Raw genomic sequence first — 18,604 nt, 5'->3', positions numbered from 1 at the left:
CGCAATGGTTAAGGAGAGCAGCTAGTGGATAGCGCCGCACAGTCGAACCAGGAGTCCGGCCAAACCGGCACCGCGCGGGTCAAGCGTGGCATGGCGGAGATGCTCAAAGGCGGCGTCATCATGGATGTCGTCACCCCGGAGCAGGCTCGGATCGCCGAAGGCGCCGGCGCCGTCGCCGTGATGGCGTTGGAACGGGTGCCCGCCGACATCCGCGCCCACGGCGGGGTCGCGCGGATGAGCGACCCCGACATGATCGAGGCCATCATCGCCGCGGTCACCATCCCGGTGATGGCCAAGGCGCGCATCGGGCATTTCGTCGAGGCGCAGATCCTGCAGAGCCTCGGCGTGGACTACATCGATGAGTCCGAGGTACTCACCCCCGCCGACTACACCCACCACATCGACAAATGGAAATTCACCGTCCCGTTCGTGTGCGGGGCGACCAACCTGGGTGAAGCGTTGCGGCGCATCGGCGAAGGGGCGGCCATGATCCGCTCCAAGGGCGAGGCCGGCACCGGTGACATCTCCAACGCCACCACGCACATGCGGGCCATCGGCGCCGAAATCCGCCGGCTGTCGTCGCTGTCGGACGACGAATTGTTCGTCGCGGCAAAGGAATTGCAGGCGCCCTACGAGCTCGTCGCCGAGGTGGCCCGCGCGGGCAAGCTACCGGTCACGCTGTTCACCGCCGGCGGTATCGCCACTCCCGCCGACGCCGCGATGATGATGCAACTCGGCGCCGAGGGCGTGTTCGTGGGATCGGGCATCTTCAAGTCCGGCGCCCCGTCGCACCGCGCCGCCGCGATCGTCAAGGCCACCACGTTCTACGACGACCCCGACATGCTGGCCAAGGTGTCGCGCGGGCTGGGCGAGGCGATGGTCGGCATCAACGTGGAAGAGATCGCGCAGCCGCATCGCCTGGCCCAGCGCGGCTGGTAAGAACAGTTCGTGTCGATCGAAGAAATCCTCGATCTCGAGCAACTCGAGATCAACATCTACCGCGGCAGCATCTTCAGCCCGGAGTCGGGGTTTCTGCAGCGCACCTTCGGTGGCCATGTGGCGGGACAGTCGCTGGTGTCGGCGGTGCGCACCGTCGGCCCGCGCTATCAGGTGCACTCGTTGCACGGTTATTTCCTGCGCCCCGGGGATGCCAATGAGCGCACGGTTTTCATCGTTGAGCGCACCCGCGACGGCGGCTCGTTTGCGACCAGGCGGGTCAACGCCATCCAGCACGGCGAAATCATTTTCAGCATGGGTGCGTCCTTCCAGACCGATCAGGAAGGCATCCATCACCAAGACGCCATGCCGGCCGCGCCACCGCCCGACGGCCTGCCCGGGTTGAACTCCATCAAGGTCTTCAACTCCCCTGATTCGCAAGCCGGATTCAAGCAGTTCGAGGAGTGGGACGTCTGCATCGTGCCGCGCGAGCGCCTGCAGCTCTTGCCCGGCAAGGCCGCACAGCAGCAGGTATGGTTTCGCCACCGTGACCCGTTGCCGGATGACCCGGTGCTGCATATCTGCGCGCTGGCCTACATGAGCGACCTCACCTTGCTGGGATCCGCGCAGGTCACCCACCTCGACGTGCGTGAGCATCTGCAGGTGGCCTCGCTGGATCACGCGATGTGGTTCATGCGCGTGTTCCGCGCCGACGAGTGGTTGCTCTACGACCAGTCCTCGCCGTCGGCCAGCGGCGGTCGCGCCCTGTGCCACGGCAAGATCTTCACCCAGACCGGCGAAATGGTCGCCGCGGTGATGCAGGAGGGGCTGACCCGCCATAAGCGCGGATACCAGCCGTGAGCCGACCCAGGATCGGGGTCTTGGCGCTGCAGGGCGATACCCGTGAGCATTTGGCGGCGCTGCGCGAAGCCGGCGCCGATTCCCTTTCGGTGCGCCGTCAGAGTGAGCTCGACGCGGTGGACGGGTTGGTCATTCCCGGCGGGGAGTCGACCACCATGAGCCACCTGTTGCTCGACCTCGATCTGCTGGAACCGTTGCGGCGGCGGCTGGCCGACGGGCTGCCGGCCTACGGCGTGTGTGCGGGCATGATCCTGCTGGCCAGCGAGATACTCGACGCCGGCGCCAACGGCCGAAAGGCGCTGCCGTTGCGTGGGATCGATATGACGGTGCGGCGCAACGCTTTTGGACGTCAGGTGGACTCCTTTGAAGGAGATATCGCGTTCGAGGGACTTGATGATCCGGTGCGTGCGGTCTTCATCCGTGCGCCCTGGGTGGAGCGCGTCGGTGCCGGTGTTCAGGTGCTGGCCCGGGCCGCGGGCCACGTGGTAGCGGTGCGGCAGGGCTCGGTGCTGGCGACGGCGTTTCACCCGGAGATGACCGGTGACCGGCGCATCCACCGGTTGTTCGTCGACATCGTCAACGGGCGGGCGTAGTCCGCCGCGGTCACGCTGGCGTGACGCTCGGCGGTGGCCGTCACGCTGGCGTGACGCTCGGTGCGTCGAGCGCTCCACGTAGACTCGGCTAGCCAACAAACACGCAGCGGAATTGAGGTAAGACGGCGATGAGCGGCCATTCCAAGTGGGCCACCACCAAGCACCAGAAGGCCGTCAAAGATGCGCGCCGCGGCAAGGAGTTCGCCCGGCTCATCAAGAACATCGAGGTCGCCGCCCGTACCGGCGGTGGTGACCCCGGGGGCAATCCGACGCTCTACGACGCCATCCAGAAGGCGAAGAAGAGTTCGGTGCCCAACGACAACATCGAGCGCGCCCGAAAGCGGGGCGCCGGCGAGGAAGCGGGCGGCGCCGACTGGCAGACGATCACGTACGAGGGCTACGCACCCAACGGCGTGGCGGTGCTGATCGAGTGCCTGACCGACAACCGCAACCGCGCCGCCAGCGAGGTGCGGGTGGCGATGACGCGCAATGGCGGCGCGATGGCCGATCCCGGGTCGGTGGCCTACCTGTTCTCCCGTAAGGGCGTGGTCACGCTGGAGAAAAACGGCCTGACCGAGGACGACGTGCTGTTGGCGGTGCTGGAAGCCGGCGCCGAGGACGTCAATGACCTCGGTGAGAGCTTCGAGGTGATCTCCGAGCCGACCGACCTGGTCGCCGTGCGGACCGCGTTGCAGGACGCCGGCATCGACTACGAATCCGCCGAGGCCAGCTTCCAGCCGTCGGTCAGCGTGCCGGTCGACGTCGACGGCGCCCGCAAGGTGTTCAAGCTCGTCGACGCGCTGGAGGACAGCGACGACGTGCAGAACGTCTATACCAATGTCGACCTGTCCGACGAAGTGCTGGCCGCGCTCGACGAGGAGTGACGGGCGGACAGCTCGTCAATTGTTGTTCCCTCGACGAGGCTGTCGAGTGCCGCGGTCATGGTCGGGCACTGGCGTGTGGGGTGGTCGGCGGGGCAGTGCAGCGCGTGGGTCAGAAACACCTGGGCTCGCTGCGCCTGCTCGACGACGCGATTGCACTCGGCGATCTGTTCTTGAACAATTGGGCGCCACATCCGGGCGGGGGTATCAAGCACAGCGGCGGCGGTCTGCAGCGGTAAACCGAGGCGTTGGGCGATCTTGATAAAGGCCAGCCGGCGTAGCTCGTCCGGCCCGTACATGCGCTACCCCCGCTGCCTTACCGGGGACACCAACCCGCGGTCGTCGTAATATCGCAGCGCCGAGGTGCTCAGCCCGAGCTGAGCCGCGGCCTGGCCTATCGGGATCAGGGCCATGTCGTCATTTGACTTCAACCCGACTTGAACATGCAAGGTGTACATCTATGACTGATTCGCCGACGCCCGTGGTCAATCATCACGCCGACCATGCCGGCTTTGCGGGGGTGACCGGTCTGATGGTTGGCCTCGCCATGCTCGTGATGGGGCGCGGTTACGCACGCCTGGCTGTTGACCTCGCTTCGGTATCGGGCGCCGACCGTGTCGTCGATATCGGCTGCGGCCCGGGCGGCGCTGCGAGAGCCGCCGCCCAACGGGGCGCCAAGGTCGTCGGTGTCGATCCGGCCCCAATGATGTTGCGCCTCGCCAACGCTGTGACGCGCGAGCAATCGAACATCACCTGGTCGCAGGGAAGCGCCGAAAAATTGCCGCTCCCCAACGCCTGGGCAACGGTTGCGTGGTCGCTAAGGACGGTGCACCACTGGAAGGACGTCACCGCCGGACTCGCCGAGCTACGACGTGTGCTGGCGCCGGCGGGGCGGTTTCTGGTGATGGAGCGTCAGGTGCGCCCCGAGGCCACCGGCTTGGCGAGCCACGGGTGGACCGAACAACAGGCCGAGTCCTTCGAGGCGCAATGCCGCGCAGCGGGTTTGGACGGACTGCGTATTGACCAGCATCCAGCCGGTCGGGGAGCCGTGTGGGTGGTGCAAGGGGAAGCGAGTTAGTCGTACCCGTGCCGCATGTCCTCGACGATGCGGGGGTTGTCCAGGGTCGAGGGCTCGAGCGGGCGGGGCCCGATGTCGCCGGAGAACACGGTGGCGGCGTCGAGCACCCGCTGGTTGAGGAAGCGCAGCGGCGGGGCATTGGCCGGCACGGTCGGTGTGGGCCCGGTATTCGCGCGGCGCGCCAGGGCGAATCCCCAGTCGCCGAACGTCGGCACGTGCACGTGATAGGGCGTGACCGCATACCCGGCGGCCCGGATGGTCGAAACGGTGCGCCAGAACGCCGTCGCCGTCGAAAACGGGCTGCCGGACTGCACCACCATCAGCCCGTCGGGGGCCAGCGCATGGCCGGCCAGGGCGTAGAACTCGGCCGAATACAGCCGGCCCAGCACAGGGGTGTCGGGGTCGGGAAGGTCGACGATGACCGCGTCGAATCGGCTGACTTGGCTGTTTAAGGAACCGCGTAGCCAGGTCATCGCGTCGGCGATGACGAGGTTCACCCGCGGGTTGTCCAACGAACCGTCGTTGGCCTCCCGCAGTGTGGTGCGGGCCAGTTCGATGACCGCGGAGTCGAGTTCTACCTGCACGATCCGCTCAACGCCGGGCTGGCGTAGCAGTTCGCGAGCGGCCAGGCCGTCGCCGCCGCCGAGTATCAGCACGGAATGCGCGCCGGCGCCGAGCGCGGGGTAGACGAGGCTTTCGGTGTAGCGGTACTCGTCGCGGGTGGAAAACTGCAGACCCCCGTCGAGGTACAGGCGCATGTCGTTGCCGCGCCGCGTCACCACGATTTCCTGGTAGGCCGTGTGCCGGTAGGCGATGATCGGGTCGCTGTAGAGGCGTTGGCGGCTGGTCGTCTCGATGTCGCGGGCGCTGAGCAGCAGCGTGGCCAGCAGCGCCAACGCGGCCGCGAGCGCGCACAGCGCCGTCACCAGCTGCCGCAGCGAAACGACGTGGCGCAGCAGAAAGATCGACACGACGGCCGCGGCGACCAGGTTGACGATCCCGGTAGCCGCCGCGCCGCGGATCATCCCCAGGTGCGGCAGCAAGGCGAACGGCCAGACTAGCCCGCCGATCAACGCGCCCAGGTAGTCGGCCGCGTTGAGGTTGGCCAGCGTGCGGCCGGTGTCGGCCGCACCGACCGTGCGCCCGCTTTGCAGCAGCGTCATCAGCAGCGGCACCTCGGCGCCGACCAGCCCGCCGATCAGGGCCGTGCTCACCGCCAGCACCCACGTCGACCCGTCCGACCCGTCCAGGAACGCGAACACCGCGTACAGCGCCGCGGCGGACAGGCCACCGATGATGCCCAGCAGCGCCTCGACGGCGATGAACGCGATGGCCGCCCGGGCCAGCAGCGGTTTGACCGCCAGCGCGCCCGCGCCCAGCGCCGCGATGTAGCCCGCGACGATCAGTGAGGTGGCGACGATGCCGCCGCCGTTCAGGCTCGCCGACAGCGTCAGCAGGGCGAGTTCGTAGATGATGCCGCAGGCCGCGCACGCCGCGACGGCGGCCAGCAACAGTGCCCGCCACCGCCCCGAAGACTTTGTGGACCGAGCCGTCTCGTGTGTGGTCGTCATGAGACGGCGGCGGCCGTTACCCCTCCCACGGCCAGGAGTATCAGGGCCACCGCGAACGACGCCGGATGCAGCTCCGGGTCGTCGACGTGCTCGTGGAAGTTGCCGGGTATGACCAAGTGCATCGTCAACAGTGCCACCCCTAGCAGAATCACCCCCATCAACCCGTACACGGCCACGCCGACGAGCCCCTGACCGAGCTGGCTGTAGCTGTTGACGATGGCGCTGATGATGACGGTGGCGAGCGCGATATACATCGCGCAGGTGACGACAACGGCGTTGGGGCGGCGATCGATGAACACCATTTGGCGCAGCTTTCCTGGAGTCAACACATCCACCATGAGGTAGCCGACGATCAGGACCGCCATGCCGACCAGGAAGTACAGGATTGTCGCGACGACGCCTCGCACAATCGGATTGAGGTCGACGGATCCGATCTCAAGGGCCAGATACATGGTTGTCTCCTTTGCTATTTGAAGTCATTTGACTCCGCCGGGGCCGCCCGGCCTACCGCCGGCGCCACCCGCCGGCGATCCGGGGGTGAACCCCGGGCCGAGGAAGATGAACGCGCCGTGGCTGTATCCCGCGCTCAGGCTCTCGAGGCGGATGCTGCACGGACGGCTGCCGTCGGGGCCGACGATCACGATGTTGTTGCTGTAGCGCAAATATTCAGTTTTGTCGTTGTCGGCGCGCGCCTCGGGCGCCTGATAGTCGGCGAGCGCGTCGGCGACGTCGTCGGGTGGGCCGGTGCAGGCGTAGCGCGTGCCGTTCGCATCGCGTGCGTACTCCTGATAGTGGCTCGCGATGTACGACGTTATGTCCTTGTTCAGCAACACGATTCCGAAAATCAGAGACGCCGTGGCCGCCAGCGCCAACCCGCCGGCGATCAGGAACAGGCGGTTGCGGCTCATGGGCGCCACCGGCTCGTCGTGTGGACCACCGTCCCGCCCGAACCGGCCGGGTGCCCCGGATACAGATGCCATGTCTGCCAACGCCATCCGGGGCCGTCGGGTTCGGCGGCGAGCGCGGTCAGTGCGGCGTCATCGCCGGGGAAAACCCCGCCGAGCCAGCCGGCTTTCGTCGCGCAGTCGTCGCGCAGTTGGCCCGCGAGCCGGCGGAACCTCGTCTCGTCGTGCGTCTCGGTGCGGGATTCGAGGTGGTAGCCGGGCACGTCAGCGCGCTCGGGCAGGCCGCCGCCATTAACACCATCGCCGCGGGCGGTGCAGGACACCTGCTCGCAAAAGCAACCCTCGACGACGACGACATGGGAGGCGCCCAGGACTCCGAGCATTAGCGCGCGGCCGTCGGGGTGGTCCAGCCGACAGCTCGCCAGCGGCGGTGGCGCGGGCGCGTTGAGTGCGAGTCCGAGCCTTTTCCCGTCCACGTCGGCCGGAGCCACGGCGAGCTGATGAAGCGGCACCTACTGGTCCTACGGCGAGCCGGGTGGGGGTGCGGGGTAGACGGTGAGTTCGCCGGTTAGCACGGACTTGCCCGTCGATATCTCCCACGGCATGCCCGGCGCCCAGCGCTCGAACGACAGCAGCGCGGTCTCGTCGCTATTGGCGTAGTCGACGAAGTCCATCTCGCCGCCGGGCGGCAGGCCCGTCGTGCCTTCGGTGGTGTATCCCACGCGACCGTGTTCGGACTCGCGGAACGTCACACCGTCGACCGTGTGGTCGCCGCCGGGCTGCAACGCAACAAGGTCCTTGCGGGTGACCCACATCGCCAGCTTGAGCCGCCCGTCGTCCTCTTCGACGCTGAACCAGAGCGGCTGGTCGCCGCCTTCCAGCAGATGCTCCCACCACACGAACGGGCCTTCGCGGTAGGTGACCGACCCGCGGACCACGTAGTCCACCCCGCCGTAGCTGACGATGGCACCGGGGCCGAGCTGCCGCGGCCCGAATTCCCCTTGGGCGCTGGGGGCGCTGAAGGACAGCGGGTCCTGACGCCCGCCCGGCCGGGCCGGTGCTTTGGGGCGCCGCAACGCCAGCACCAGGACGACGATCGAGGCGACGAACAGCACCGCGGCCAGCGCTATCAGCAGTGTTCCCACGTAAAGCCTCCGTACCGACGGCGCCTGAAGCACACGTGCGCAACGTGCGCTTCAAGTTAACAGCTTGTCGTTGGGCTTCGTAGGGCGCGAAGCCTTCCGCGTGTCCTACCCGCCGGTGTCGGTCTCGCGGACTACGCTATCGAACAGCTGTTCGGTACTAGTGGGGAGCGTGCGGTGCGCGTGATGGGCGTCGATCCCGGGTTGACCCGGTGCGGGCTGTCGGTCGTCGAAGGCAGGAGCGGGCGGCAGGTCGTCGCGCTGGATGTCGACGTGGTGCGCACGCCGCCGGATGCGGCGGTGGCCAAGCGCCTGCTCGCCATCAGCGATGCCGTCGAGCACTGGCTGGACACCCATCGTCCGGACGTCCTGGCGATCGAGCGGGTGTTCTCCCGGCTGAACGTGACGACGGTGATGGGTACCGCACAAGCCGCCGGTGTGATCGCGCTGGCGGCGGCCAGACGCGGGATCGACGTGCACTTCCATACCCCCACCGAGGTCAAGGCCGCGGTCACCGGTAACGGTGCCGCCGACAAGGCACAGGTCACCGCGATGGTCACCAGAATCCTTGCGCTGCAAGCCAAACCGACGCCGGCCGACGCGGCCGACGCGCTGGCGCTGGCGATCTGTCACTGCTGGAGAGCCCCGATGATCGCCCGGATGGCGGCGGCCGAAGCGCAGGCCGCGCAGCACCGTCGCGACTACCTGGCCAAGCTGAAGGCCGCCCGATGATCTCCTCGGTCCGCGGCGAGGTCCTCGAGGTGGCGCTCGACCACGTGGTGATCGAGGCCGCCGGGATCGGCTACCGGGTGAACGCGACGCCGTCGACGCTGGCGACGTTGCGGCAGGGGACCGAGTCCCGGCTGGTCACCGCGATGATCGTGCGTGAGGATTCGATGACGCTGTACGGGTTCGCCGACGCCGACACCCGCGACCTGTTCCTGACGCTGCTGTCGGTCTCGGGCGTCGGGCCCCGGCTCGCGATGGCGACGCTGGCCGTGCACGATGCCGCGGCGCTGCGGCAGGCGCTGGCCGACAGCGACGTCGCCGCGCTGACCCGGGTGCCCGGCATCGGCAAACGCGGCGCCGAGCGCATGGTGGTGGAGTTGCGCGACAAGGTGGGATTGGTCGGCGCGGTTGCTGGTGCGCCAGCGGTGAACGGCAACGCGGTGCGCAGCCCCGTCGTGGAAGCCCTTGTCGGCCTTGGCTTTGCGGCCAAGCAGGCCGAGGAGGCCACCGCCAAGGTCCTCGCCGGCGAGCACGACGCGACGAGGTCCGACGTGTTGCGCGGCGCCCTGTCGTTGCTGGGGAAGGCCCGATGATCGAAGAGGACTATCCGGAACGGGAGGTCTCCGGCGCGCTGACCGTCGGTGAGGGCGACGTCGACGTCAGCCTGCGGCCCCGCTCGTTGCGGGAGTTCATCGGTCAGCCGAGGGTGCGCGAACAGCTGCAGCTGGTCATCGAGGGGGCCAAGAACCGCGGCAGCACGCCGGATCACATCCTGCTGTCCGGCCCGCCGGGCCTGGGCAAGACGTCGCTGGCCATGATCATCGCCGCCGAGTTGGGGTCCTCGCTGCGCGTCACCTCCGGGCCCGCGCTGGAACGCGCGGGCGACCTGGCGGCGATGCTGTCCAACCTGGTCGAGCACGACGTGCTGTTCATCGACGAGATCCACCGCATCGCCCGGCCGGCCGAAGAGATGCTTTACCTGGCGATGGAGGACTTCCGCGTCGACGTGGTCGTCGGGAAAGGCCCTGGGGCGACATCGATTCCGCTCGATGTCGCGCCCTTCACGCTGGTCGGCGCGACCACCCGGTCTGGCGCGCTGACTGGCCCACTGCGCGACCGATTCGGCTTCACCGCACACATGGATTTCTACGAACCCGACGAACTGGAGCTGGTGCTGGCCCGCTCCGCCGGGATCCTGGGCATCGAACTGGGCGGCGAGGCCGGCGCCGAGATCGCGCTCCGCTCGCGGGGGACACCGCGGATCGCCAACCGGCTACTGCGCCGGGTCCGTGACTTCGCCGAGGTGCGCGCCGACGGCGTCATCACCCGCGACGTCGCCAAGAGCGCGCTGGCGGTGTACGAGGTGGACGAACTCGGCCTGGACCGGCTGGACCGCGCGGTGCTGTCGGCGCTGACCCGCAGCTTCGGCGGCGGCCCCGTCGGGGTTTCGACGCTGGCCGTGGCGGTCGGGGAGGAGGCCGCCACCGTGGAGGAGGTGTGCGAGCCGTTCCTGGTCCGCGCGGGTATGGTCGCGCGTACTCCGCGAGGGCGGGTAGCCACCGCGCAGGCGTGGACCCACCTGGGCATAACTCCGCCGGCCGGGGTCACCGGCCAGGGGCAGGCGGGGCTGTTCGACTAGAGCCGCAAGCCCGAGCATCGCGCGGTTACGTCGCCTCGACACGGGTACCCAACCAGTTATTACCTGTTCGAGGAGGTTCTGATGAGGCGCACTCATCCCGACTATGAACGCCGTCGCGCGCTGTACATGCCACGCACCCGCGGCGCGGTGACCGGGCTGATCCTGATCCTGTTGGGTGCTTGGGGCGCGTTGATCCCGTTCATCGGGCCCATATTCAATTGGGCGTACACGGTCGACCCGGCATGGACGTGGACGACGGCCAAAGGGTGGCTGGAGGTGCTCCCCGGCGTCGCTGCCGCGGTGGGCGGCCTGCTGCTACTCGCCGCCGGAAACCGCGCCAGCGCCATGTTCGGCGGCTGGCTGGCCGTCTTCGCCGGCGCCTGGTTCGTGGTCGGCCGGACATTCGCCGCGACATTGAAAATCGGGAACATCGGTCAACCGCTGGCGACTGGGGCACAGGCGGACCTGAAACGGGCCCTGCTCGAAGTCACGTACTTCACCGGTCTGGGTGCGCTGATTGTGTTCCTGGGCGGCGCCGCCCTGGCACGGGTGGCGGTTCGACATGCGCGAGACGTCGCTGTGGCCGAACCAGCGCCGATGGCTGGGGGACCGGCCCCGTACGACGAGACAGTGCCGGTCGCTCCGGCGGGCCGCTTCGCAGCGGCCCACACTGAGCCGCGCGAGCGCACCGGCGGCTTTTTCCGCCGGCACACCGGCGGCGGCTTGTTCCGCCGACACCATGCCGGAGTTTAGGGCCGGAGTTTAGGGCCGGCGTTTAGGGCCAGACACCGCACAAGGCACCGGCAGCTCAACGAGAGGGGTTGGCTACCGGTGCTTTGCGCGTCAAAGCAGTCCGTGCGGCCGCAGGTCGGTAAGGTTCTTATCGCTGTTCTGCGCTTCGTACCCAGGGACGGCCTGGCTGTTTGAATAGGAGGACGCGATGATCGCCGCCGCGTTGATATTCGCTGCGCTGGCTGCGTTGCTGCACGTCTACATCTTCACGATGGAGTCGTTCACCTGGACGTCTCCGCGCACCCGCAAGACGTTCGGTACTACTCCCGAGGAAGCCGAGACCACCAAGCTGCTCGCGTTCAATCAGGGCTTCTACAACCTGTTCCTGGCGATCGTCGCGGGCATCGGCATCGCCGGGGTTGGCATGGGACACAAAGCCGTTGGAGCCGCGCTCATTTTCGCCGGCGTCGGCTCAATGGCCGCGGCCGCGGCCGTGCTGCTTTTGTCGGCACCTGACAAGGCACGGTCCGCGTTGATCCAGGGCACCTTTCCCGCGATAGCGGTCGTGCTGCTGGCTTTAGGCCTGTTGTCGTAACACCAGTTAACGACCGTCCTACCAGCCACACCCATCACACTTTGGGCTCGGGCCCGCCGCGCGGGTTACGGGCCGAACCGTCCGGGTACCCGTGCGTAGCCGGCCTCCATGGTGCGAGCCGGCATTTACCAAGGAGATGTCATGAAACACTCGCAAAAGGACCGCGCAGTCGGGCTGCGCATGCCACGTTCCCGTGGCGCGGTCAGCGGATTGCTCCTGGTCATCCTGGGTGGTTGGGGGGCACTGATCCCGTTCGTCGGTCCCCACTTCAATTTCGCCTATACGCCCGACCGCGATTGGGCGTGGACCACGGCCCGGGGTTGGCTCGAGGTGTTCCCGGGAGTCACCATCGTGGTGGGCGGCCTGCTGCTGATCTTCTCCGGAAATCGCGCCGTTGCGATGTTCGGCGGCTGGCTGGCCGTTCTCGGCGGGGCATGGTTCGTCGTGGGCGGGCAGTTCGCCCCGATGCTGCGGATCGGGACCGTCGGCGACCCGGTTGCGACCACCGAACGCAAGCGGGCCCTGCTCGAGGTCACGTATTTCTCCGGCCTGGGTGCCCTGATCGTCTTCCTGGGCGGGATCGCCTTGGCGCGGCTTGCCGTCCGGCTGGCCCGTGACGTCGAGCCGCTGGAGGCCGACGAGCCCCGCGAACCGGCCCCGGTGCCGGCGCGACCGCTGCCGGCCAACGGGCCATACGTGTCAGCGGTGGACGAGTCGTCGCCCGAGACCGCTGTCACCAGGCCGCGAGTGGAACATTTCACGCCGTCGCAGGAGGCGCCGCCGGCGCAGTCGCGGTGGCGCAGGGGTTTCCGCCGGCAAAGCGCGGATGCGTCGGGCGGGCCGTCCAACGCCTATCTGCGCTGACCACATCCTCAGCAATAACGAGTCCGCGAAAAGCCGATCGCCAGCCTGAACCAGGCTGGCGATCGGCTTTGCAACGTGTCAGAGCAGTCCGAGCAGTCGCAGATCGCTGACGTACTTGGCGATGATCTGCGGCGTGATGTGCGGAATGTCTTTGTCCGGGCCAACTTTCGCGTCCTGGACCGCCGCATGGAACCGGTCGGTCGGTGCCATCGAGCCGTGGATCGGCTTGTCGGGCTTCTGATAGTTGTGCAACAACGGCAACAGTGAGCTGTTGCGCTGCTTTTCGGGCAGGCCACGCAGGGCGGTCTCGAACCGTGGCAGCCAGTCGCCGTAGTCGGCGATCCGCTGGATTGCGTTGCCAGCCCCGTTAGTTGGGGAGATCAGCCAGTCGACGAACTCGTCCATTCCGATGCCGTCGTCGTACGGGTTCATCACGTGGTAGGTGTGGAACCCGCCGGCGCTTTGCGCACCCAAAGTATCGATGGCCTCGGCGATGAACTCCACCGGCAGACCGTCGTAGTGGGCACGTTGCCGGTTGCCGTCGGCGTCCAGCTCGTAGAACGAACCGGGCGCGATGCCGGTGGCCACCAGGCTCAGCATCATCCGGGTGAACATGTCCGGGACGTTGAGCTGACCCGCGTACGTGGTGGCGGCCAGGATCATGTCGCAGCGGAACACCGCGACCGGCAGGCCACACAGGTTGTGGGCCTCGCGCAGCAGCACCTCGCCGGCCCACTTGCTGTTGCCGTAGCCGTTGGCGTAGCTGTCGTTGATCTGGCGGGTTGCGCTGATCTGCCGGATGTCGGCATCCTCGGTGAACTTGCCCGGCTGGATCTGGTCGCCCACCCCGATCGTCGACACGTAGGTGTACGGCTTTTGCTTCCCGGTCAACGCGATTCGTATCAGCTCCGCGGTGCCCAGCGCGTTGGGGCCGAACAGCTCGCTGTACGGCAGCACGTGGTTCACCAGAGCGGCCGGGTCCACGATCAGGTCGACCGTGTCGGCCAGCCGCTGCCAGGTCTGCGCGTCCAGGCCGAGGTCGGCCTCGCCCTTGTCGCCGGCCAGCACCTCCAGGTGCTCGGCGGCCAGCTCCCGGTAGTGCGCCAGCAGCTTAGGGTCACCACTGTCAAAGGTCTTGTCGAGCCGGGCCCGCGCGTCCTCATCGGACTTGGCGCGCACTAGGGCGATCACCTTGCCGTCGACCAGGTTCATCCGCTCCAGCCAGTCCAGCGCCAGGTAGCGGCCGAGGAAGCCGGTCGCACCGGTCAGTAGGACGGTCCTCACCTCGCGGGCCGGCCCCGGTAGGCCGGGGGCCGCGGCCAGCGTCGCCGCGTCGATGAACTTGTCCAGCGTGAGGTCACTCGCGTGCACCTCCATCACGTCACGGCCGTGCACCGAGGCGTACGAGGGCCGCTTGGTGCCCTGCCGCTCGCTCTCGATGTAATCGGCGATGGCAGCCAGGTCGTTGGCCGGGCTCGTGATGACGCCCACCGGCACATCGATGTCGAAGATCTCGTGCAGCAGGTTGCCGAATGTCAACGCGGACAACGAGTCTCCGCCCAAGTCGGTGAAGTGCGCGTCGGGTGACAGGTCGGTGGCCCCCGCGCCCAGCAGGGCGGCCGCGGCCCGGCTCACCGTCTGCAGCACCGGCGCGCCGGCTCCGCTTTGACGAAGCGCGTGCAGTTCATTTGCCTGGCCTTGTGCCAGATCGTCGTAGAGCTGTTCCAGCCGCTCGCCGTAGTGCTGCTTGAGCTTCGACCATGCCAGCTTGCGGATGCCGGTGAGCAGACCGTTCTCGAGCGTGAAAGGCGTTGTCTCGACGATGAAGTCGCGCGGCACCTCGTAGGACTGCAGTCCGGCCTCTTTGGCGATGTCCTGCAGCGAATCGGCGATCGCCGGCTTGAGTGCGCCAACCCCGTCAGCATCGAAACGCGCCAGCGCCTCTTCGGTGGGCACCACGACCGCCAACAGGTAGGGGTGTGCGCTGTTGCCGTAGATGTAGATCTGCCGGACCAGTGGGCTGTTGCCGAACGCCGCCTCCAGCTTGGCGACGGTGACGAACTCGCCTTGCGCCAGCTTCAGCACGTTGTTGCGGCGGTCGACGTACACCACCTTGTTGGGAGCGATCTCGGCGACGACGTCTCCGGTCCGGTAGTACCCGTCGGCGTCGAACACGTCAGCGGTGATCTCCGGGCGCTTGTAGTAACCGGGGAACATGTTCTCTGTCTTGAGCAGCAATTCGCCCCGCGGATACGGACGGTCCGTGGCGAAGTAGCCCAGGTCCGGAACGTCGGCCAGCTTGTAGTCGACGACCGGCGGACGTTGCACCTCGCCGTCGAACAGGACCATGCCGGCTTCGGTGGAGCCGTAGCCGTCCAGCAGGTGCATGTCGAGCAGGTTCTCGACCCAGTTCTTCAGCTCGGGGGAGGTGGGCGCCGAGCCCGTCATCGCGAAGATGAACCGTCCGCCGAGCTGGTACTGCCGCTGCTCGTTCATGACCTCGTTCTCGACAGCCTCGCGGGCGGCCGGGTCGCCCGGGTCAGACGGCGTCGCCAGCCGCTGGTCGACTTGGCGCAGGTATTCGCCGTAGAGGGTCTCCCAGATGCGCGGCACGAAGTTCAGCTCGGTAGGCCGCACCAGCTCGAGATCCTCCAGCAGAGTCGAGAGGTCACTGCGGGCGGCGAAGTACGCCGTGCCGCCGTTGCCGAGCGTGCCGTAGAGGATGCCGCGTCCCATCACGTGGCTCATCGGCATGAAGTTGAGGGTGATCGACGCGGCGGTTTCGCCGAACCAGTTGCGGCTCGACCGGCGCCACATCTTGCCGACGTTGGCCTGCGGGTACATCGCACCCTTGGGTGCGCCGGTGCTGCCCGAGGTGTAGATCAACAGAGCCAGCGGGTTGTCGGCGCTGTCGTAGGTCGCGGGTGTCGCAGGCAGCGTCTTGCCCCGCTCTAGCAGGTCAGCCAGGGGCTCGACCGTCACCGCGGCGTCGGCCAGCCGCGCGCGGGCGTTTTCGACGGCCTCGCGCTCGTCGTCGACCTCGGAGTGGTAGTCGAACACTATGAGTTTCAGGAGCTTGGCGCCTACCTGCCCGCTGCTCAGGATCAGCTCGACGGCGTCGGGCAGCTGGTTCACGCTCGTGGCAAACACGGTGGGCTCGGTCTCGGTCACGATCGGCTTCAGCTGCGCGATCGCTGCGCTGGTTTGCAGCGGGACCGCCACGGCGCCGATCACTCCGAGTGCGACGTCGATGGTGGTGAAGTCGACGCTGTTGAAGCCCAGCGCGCCGACCCGGTCGCCGGCCTGCACTGCGTCGTGGGTCAGGGCACGTGCCAGGGCGTCGACACGTTCGCCCAGTTCGCGGTAGGTGATGGTGTCGAAGCGGGGGAGCAGCCCCAGCACGGTGCGGCCGGTCTTGGGGTCCTTGAAGAACTCGACGGCGCGCTGCCCGAGGGCGGGACGGTCTGCGTAACCTTCCAGCACGGTCTGAACGATCTGCGGCAGTCGCAGGCCAGGCTGTTCGAGGGCGGCGGCGACCGCCTGGTCGGGCTTGGCTGCGGCGAACTGTGGGTCGTTAGCGGTCAAGTCCTCGATGCGGCGGTCGAGCCGCTCTTCACGAGTAGTAGTCGACATAACAGTTCCTTGCATTACTGAGAAGTTCTGATTGCTTGCGCCACGCTGCGCTGCCAACTAGGACGTTAGCGAAGCTAAAGGTATTCCTCAACGAGTTCACCGCCAGCATGTCTGTGAGATCGCCCACCCGGCGGGTTGGCCTAAAGCTCGCCCAAGAGCCCGGCCAGCACGTCGAGGCCCTCGCTCAGCAGCTCGTCGCTGATGGTCAGCGGAGGCAGCAGCCGGATGATGTTGCCGAACATGCCGCACGTCAGGATGACGACGCCGGCTGCGTGTGCCGCCGTGGCCAATTTCAGCGTCAGCTCGGGGTCGGGGTCGGCGGTTCCGGATTTCACCAGCTCGATGGCGATCATGGCGCCGCGGCCACGCACGTCGCCGATCCGATCGTCGCCGGCCTGCAACCGTGACAGCCGCTCGACGACGACTCGTTCGATCTGCTTGGCCCGTTCGATCAGGCCGTCGCGCTCGATGGTCTCGATGGTGGCCAGCGCCGCCGCACACGCGACCGGGTTGCCGCCGAACGTGCCACCCAGGCCGCTGACCTGCGGGGCGTCCATGATCTCGGCCCGTCCGGTGACCGCCGACAGCGGCAATCCGTCGGCGATCCCCTTGGCACTGCAGAGCAGGTCGGGCTCTAGACCTTCGGGGCCCTCGTGCTCACAGGCGAACATCGCTCCGGTGCGGGCGAACCCGCTTTGCACCTCGTCGGCGATGAACACCACGTCGTTCTTGCGGCACCAGTCCAGCAGGGCGGGCAGGAATCCCTCGGCCGGGACGATGAAACCGCCTTCGCCGGAGATCGGCTCGATGATGACGGCAGCGAGGTTGTCCGCCCCCACCTGATTGTCGATGAAGCCGATGGTCCGCGCGGCGGCCAGTTCGCCGTCGGCGCCCAGCTCCTTGTCGAGCAGCCCGTCCCGATAGGGGTAGGACAGCGGCGCCCGGTAGATCTCGGGTGCGAACGGGCCGAAGCCGCTCTTGTAGGGCATGGACTTGGCGGTGAGCGCCATCGCCAGGTTGGTGCGGCCGTGGTAGGCGTGGTCGAACGCCACGACGGCGGTCTTGCGCGTATAGGAGCGGGCGACCTTGACGGCGTTCTCGACGGCCTCGGCGCCGGAGTTGAACAACACCGAGCGCTTCTCGCCGGAGCCCGGGGTGATCCGATTGAGCTCCTCGGCGACGGCGACGTACCCCTCATACGGCGTCACCATGAAACACGTGTGGGTGAACTCGGCCACCTGGGTGCGCACCGCGTCCACCACGCGGGGCGACGAGTTGCCGATCGTGGTGACGGCGATGCCCGAACCCAGGTCGATGAGCCGGTTCCCGTCGACATCCTCGATGATGCCGCCGCCGGCTCGGGCCACGTACACCGGCAGGGTCACCCCCACGCCCCGCGACACCGCCGCGACCCGGCGCTTGTTCAGTTCCAGTGATGCGGGACCGGGGATTTCGGTGACCAGCTGCCGACTCTGCTCGAGGCTGGCCACTGCATCCTCCTCACCGCGGCGCGCCGGTCGCATCGCGGTTAAAGCCTAACCGTTATGGCGCGTCCGGGCCGGGCTGAGCGGGTGATGCGCACGGTGCCGGTCTGTCACGGCCCGCGGCCTGCCAGACTGGACGTTACGAGGTGCGCGACCACTACCAGGGTCGGTCGCGCGCCGCCAGTGCAAATACCGATAGGAAAGGCGGGCGCGTCCGATGAATAGCTTGGTCTTGTTCTTGCCGTTCCTGCTCATCATGGGCGGGTTCATGTACTTCGCGTCGCGCAAGCAGCGGCGCGCGATGCAAGCCACGATCGACCTGCACGACTCGCTGCGGCCGGGCGACCGGGTGCACACCACCTCGGGGCTGCAGGCCACCATTACCGCGATCACCGACGACACCGTCGACCTCGAGATCGCGCCCGGCGTGGTGACGACGTGGATGAAGCTGGCGATCCGCGACAAGATCGTGCCGGACTTCGACGAGGATATGGCCGAAGACCAGGATGACGAGCTGGACGACTCGGACCTGGAATCCGACCTGGATGACGCCGACCACGAGAGTCGCGCTACCAAAGATTTCTGACCGGGAACCCGCTGGGCCGCGCGTGCGAGGCGCACGCAACCGCGACACGTAGGCTCTGTCGGGGAAAACCGATTCTCAAGGAGATACAAGGAACGTGGCATCGTCTTCGGCGCCGGTGCGTCCTGCCCGCTACCTGTCGGTGTTCCTGGTCCTGGTCATCGGCGTCTATCTGCTGGTGTTTCTCACCGGGGACAAGCAAGCGCACCCTAAGCTCGGCATCGACCTGCAGGGTGGCACCCGCGTCACCCTGACCGCCCGCACGCCGGACGGCTCACGGCCCAGCCGCGACTCGTTGGCACAGGCCCAGCAGATCATCAGCGCGCGCGTCAACGGGCTGGGCGTCTCCGGTTCGGAGGTCGTCGTCGACGGCGACAA

Annotated in this window: 21 protein-coding genes and 1 pseudogene; 13 read left to right on the top strand and 9 right to left on the bottom strand. The window is 67.5% G+C overall.

Annotated features, from left to right (window positions below):
- Positions 1-24 precede the first annotated feature (24 nt).
- The 4 genes from pdxS to ACLP9N_RS33610 all read left to right on the top strand — a co-directional run bounded on the left by pdxS (position 25) and on the right by ACLP9N_RS33610 (position 3,274).
- Positions 25-939: a pyridoxal 5'-phosphate synthase lyase subunit PdxS gene (gene pdxS / locus ACLP9N_RS33625; RefSeq protein WP_442411450.1), complete on the top strand. Its 915-nt coding sequence runs from the start codon at positions 25-27 to the stop codon at positions 937-939.
- 9 nt (positions 940-948) lie between these two features.
- Positions 949-1,797 (top strand): acyl-CoA thioesterase II, encoded by an 849-nt coding sequence (gene tesB, locus ACLP9N_RS33620; protein WP_442411449.1) that lies wholly within the window; start codon positions 949-951, stop codon positions 1,795-1,797.
- Positions 1,794-2,390: a pyridoxal 5'-phosphate synthase glutaminase subunit PdxT gene (pdxT, locus tag ACLP9N_RS33615; RefSeq protein ID WP_442411448.1), complete on the top strand. Its 597-nt coding sequence runs from the start codon at positions 1,794-1,796 to the stop codon at positions 2,388-2,390. Before tesB ends, pdxT begins: the two co-directional genes overlap by 4 nt.
- Positions 2,391-2,518: 128 nt before the next feature.
- Positions 2,519-3,274 (top strand): YebC/PmpR family DNA-binding transcriptional regulator, encoded by a 756-nt coding sequence (locus tag ACLP9N_RS33610; protein ID WP_442411447.1) that lies wholly within the window; start codon positions 2,519-2,521, stop codon positions 3,272-3,274.
- Here ACLP9N_RS33610 and ACLP9N_RS33605 read toward each other — a convergent pair.
- Both ACLP9N_RS33605 and ACLP9N_RS33600 read right to left on the bottom strand, forming a co-directional pair.
- Positions 3,220-3,570 (bottom strand): MerR family DNA-binding protein, encoded by a 351-nt coding sequence (locus tag ACLP9N_RS33605; RefSeq protein WP_442411446.1) that lies wholly within the window; start codon positions 3,568-3,570, stop codon positions 3,220-3,222. The two genes, ACLP9N_RS33610 and ACLP9N_RS33605, sit on opposite strands and share 55 nt — an antisense overlap.
- A gap of 3 nt (positions 3,571-3,573) precedes the next feature.
- The gene (locus ACLP9N_RS33600) at positions 3,574-3,729 is read right to left on the bottom strand and encodes a MerR family transcriptional regulator (protein WP_442411445.1); all 156 of its coding nucleotides are present in this window, start codon (positions 3,727-3,729) and stop codon (positions 3,574-3,576) included.
- A gap of 2 nt (positions 3,730-3,731) precedes the next feature.
- On the opposite strand from ACLP9N_RS33600, the gene ACLP9N_RS33595 reads away from it, so the two are divergent.
- Positions 3,732-4,349: a class I SAM-dependent methyltransferase gene (locus tag ACLP9N_RS33595; protein WP_442411444.1), complete on the top strand. Its 618-nt coding sequence runs from the start codon at positions 3,732-3,734 to the stop codon at positions 4,347-4,349.
- Here ACLP9N_RS33595 and ACLP9N_RS33590 read toward each other — a convergent pair.
- Genes ACLP9N_RS33590 through ACLP9N_RS33570 form a run of 5 tightly spaced genes read right to left on the bottom strand, consistent with a single transcriptional unit; the run spans position 4,346 to position 7,970 of the window.
- A complete protein-coding gene (locus tag ACLP9N_RS33590) occupies positions 4,346-5,920 on the bottom strand; it encodes a polyamine aminopropyltransferase (protein WP_442411443.1) in 1,575 nt (524 codons plus the stop codon). The genes ACLP9N_RS33595 and ACLP9N_RS33590 overlap by 4 nt on opposite strands.
- Entirely contained in the window at positions 5,917-6,372 is a 456-nt protein-coding gene (locus ACLP9N_RS33585) for a DUF350 domain-containing protein (protein WP_442411442.1), read from the bottom strand. Before ACLP9N_RS33585 ends, ACLP9N_RS33590 begins: the two co-directional genes overlap by 4 nt.
- A gap of 24 nt (positions 6,373-6,396) precedes the next feature.
- Positions 6,397-6,828, bottom strand: a complete 432-nt coding sequence (locus tag ACLP9N_RS33580) for a DUF4247 domain-containing protein (protein ID WP_442411441.1) — start codon at positions 6,826-6,828, stop codon at positions 6,397-6,399.
- Positions 6,825-7,337, bottom strand: a complete 513-nt coding sequence (locus ACLP9N_RS33575) for a DUF2617 family protein (protein WP_442411440.1) — start codon at positions 7,335-7,337, stop codon at positions 6,825-6,827. Before ACLP9N_RS33575 ends, ACLP9N_RS33580 begins: the two co-directional genes overlap by 4 nt.
- A 9-nt stretch (positions 7,338-7,346) precedes the next feature.
- Entirely contained in the window at positions 7,347-7,970 is a 624-nt protein-coding gene (locus tag ACLP9N_RS33570; protein ID WP_442411439.1) for a DUF4178 domain-containing protein, read from the bottom strand.
- A gap of 174 nt (positions 7,971-8,144) precedes the next feature.
- On the opposite strand from ACLP9N_RS33570, the gene ruvC reads away from it, so the two are divergent.
- The 6 genes from ruvC (at position 8,145) to ACLP9N_RS33540 (ending at position 12,526) form a co-directional block, all read left to right on the top strand.
- On the top strand, positions 8,145-8,699 hold the full coding sequence (gene ruvC, locus ACLP9N_RS33565) for a crossover junction endodeoxyribonuclease RuvC (RefSeq protein ID WP_442411438.1): 555 nt from the start codon (positions 8,145-8,147) through the stop codon (positions 8,697-8,699).
- Positions 8,696-9,289 (top strand): Holliday junction branch migration protein RuvA, encoded by a 594-nt coding sequence (ruvA, locus tag ACLP9N_RS33560; RefSeq protein WP_442411437.1) that lies wholly within the window; start codon positions 8,696-8,698, stop codon positions 9,287-9,289. The genes ruvC and ruvA overlap by 4 nt, the downstream gene beginning before the upstream one ends.
- The gene (gene ruvB, locus ACLP9N_RS33555) at positions 9,286-10,335 is read left to right on the top strand and encodes a Holliday junction branch migration DNA helicase RuvB (protein WP_442411436.1); all 1,050 of its coding nucleotides are present in this window, start codon (positions 9,286-9,288) and stop codon (positions 10,333-10,335) included. Before ruvA ends, ruvB begins: the two co-directional genes overlap by 4 nt.
- An 81-nt stretch (positions 10,336-10,416) precedes the next feature.
- Positions 10,417-11,088, top strand: coding sequence for a hypothetical protein (locus tag ACLP9N_RS33550; protein ID WP_442411435.1), 672 nt, complete (start codon positions 10,417-10,419; stop codon positions 11,086-11,088).
- Between the two features lie 187 nt (positions 11,089-11,275).
- Entirely contained in the window at positions 11,276-11,662 is a 387-nt protein-coding gene (locus tag ACLP9N_RS33545; protein ID WP_442411434.1) for a DUF1304 domain-containing protein, read from the top strand.
- A gap of 141 nt (positions 11,663-11,803) precedes the next feature.
- A complete protein-coding gene (locus ACLP9N_RS33540; RefSeq protein WP_442411433.1) occupies positions 11,804-12,526 on the top strand; it encodes a hypothetical protein in 723 nt (240 codons plus the stop codon).
- A gap of 78 nt (positions 12,527-12,604) precedes the next feature.
- Here the strand turns inward: ACLP9N_RS33540 and car are convergent, their stop codons facing one another.
- Both car and gabT read right to left on the bottom strand, forming a co-directional pair.
- A complete protein-coding gene (gene car / locus ACLP9N_RS33535; protein WP_442411432.1) occupies positions 12,605-16,159 on the bottom strand; it encodes a carboxylic acid reductase in 3,555 nt (1,184 codons plus the stop codon).
- A 140-nt stretch (positions 16,160-16,299) separates the two neighbouring features.
- Positions 16,300-17,649 (bottom strand): 4-aminobutyrate--2-oxoglutarate transaminase, encoded by a 1,350-nt coding sequence (gene gabT / locus ACLP9N_RS33530; protein ID WP_442411431.1) that lies wholly within the window; start codon positions 17,647-17,649, stop codon positions 16,300-16,302.
- Between the two features lie 211 nt (positions 17,650-17,860).
- Between gabT and yajC the strand changes: the two genes are divergently transcribed.
- Both yajC and ACLP9N_RS33520 read left to right on the top strand, forming a co-directional pair.
- The gene (gene yajC / locus ACLP9N_RS33525) at positions 17,861-18,229 is read left to right on the top strand and encodes a preprotein translocase subunit YajC (RefSeq protein ID WP_442411430.1); all 369 of its coding nucleotides are present in this window, start codon (positions 17,861-17,863) and stop codon (positions 18,227-18,229) included.
- Between the two features lie 94 nt (positions 18,230-18,323).
- Positions 18,324-18,604 (top strand): annotated as a pseudogene (locus tag ACLP9N_RS33520) (protein translocase subunit SecD); the annotation flags it as partial.

The sequence above is a fragment of the Mycobacterium sp. genome (genome assembly GCF_052144515.1).
Taxonomy (GTDB): domain Bacteria; phylum Actinomycetota; class Actinomycetes; order Mycobacteriales; family Mycobacteriaceae; genus Mycobacterium.
The sequence above is the reverse complement of the archived record's forward strand: the minus strand, read 5'-3'. Positions and strand labels throughout refer to the sequence as shown.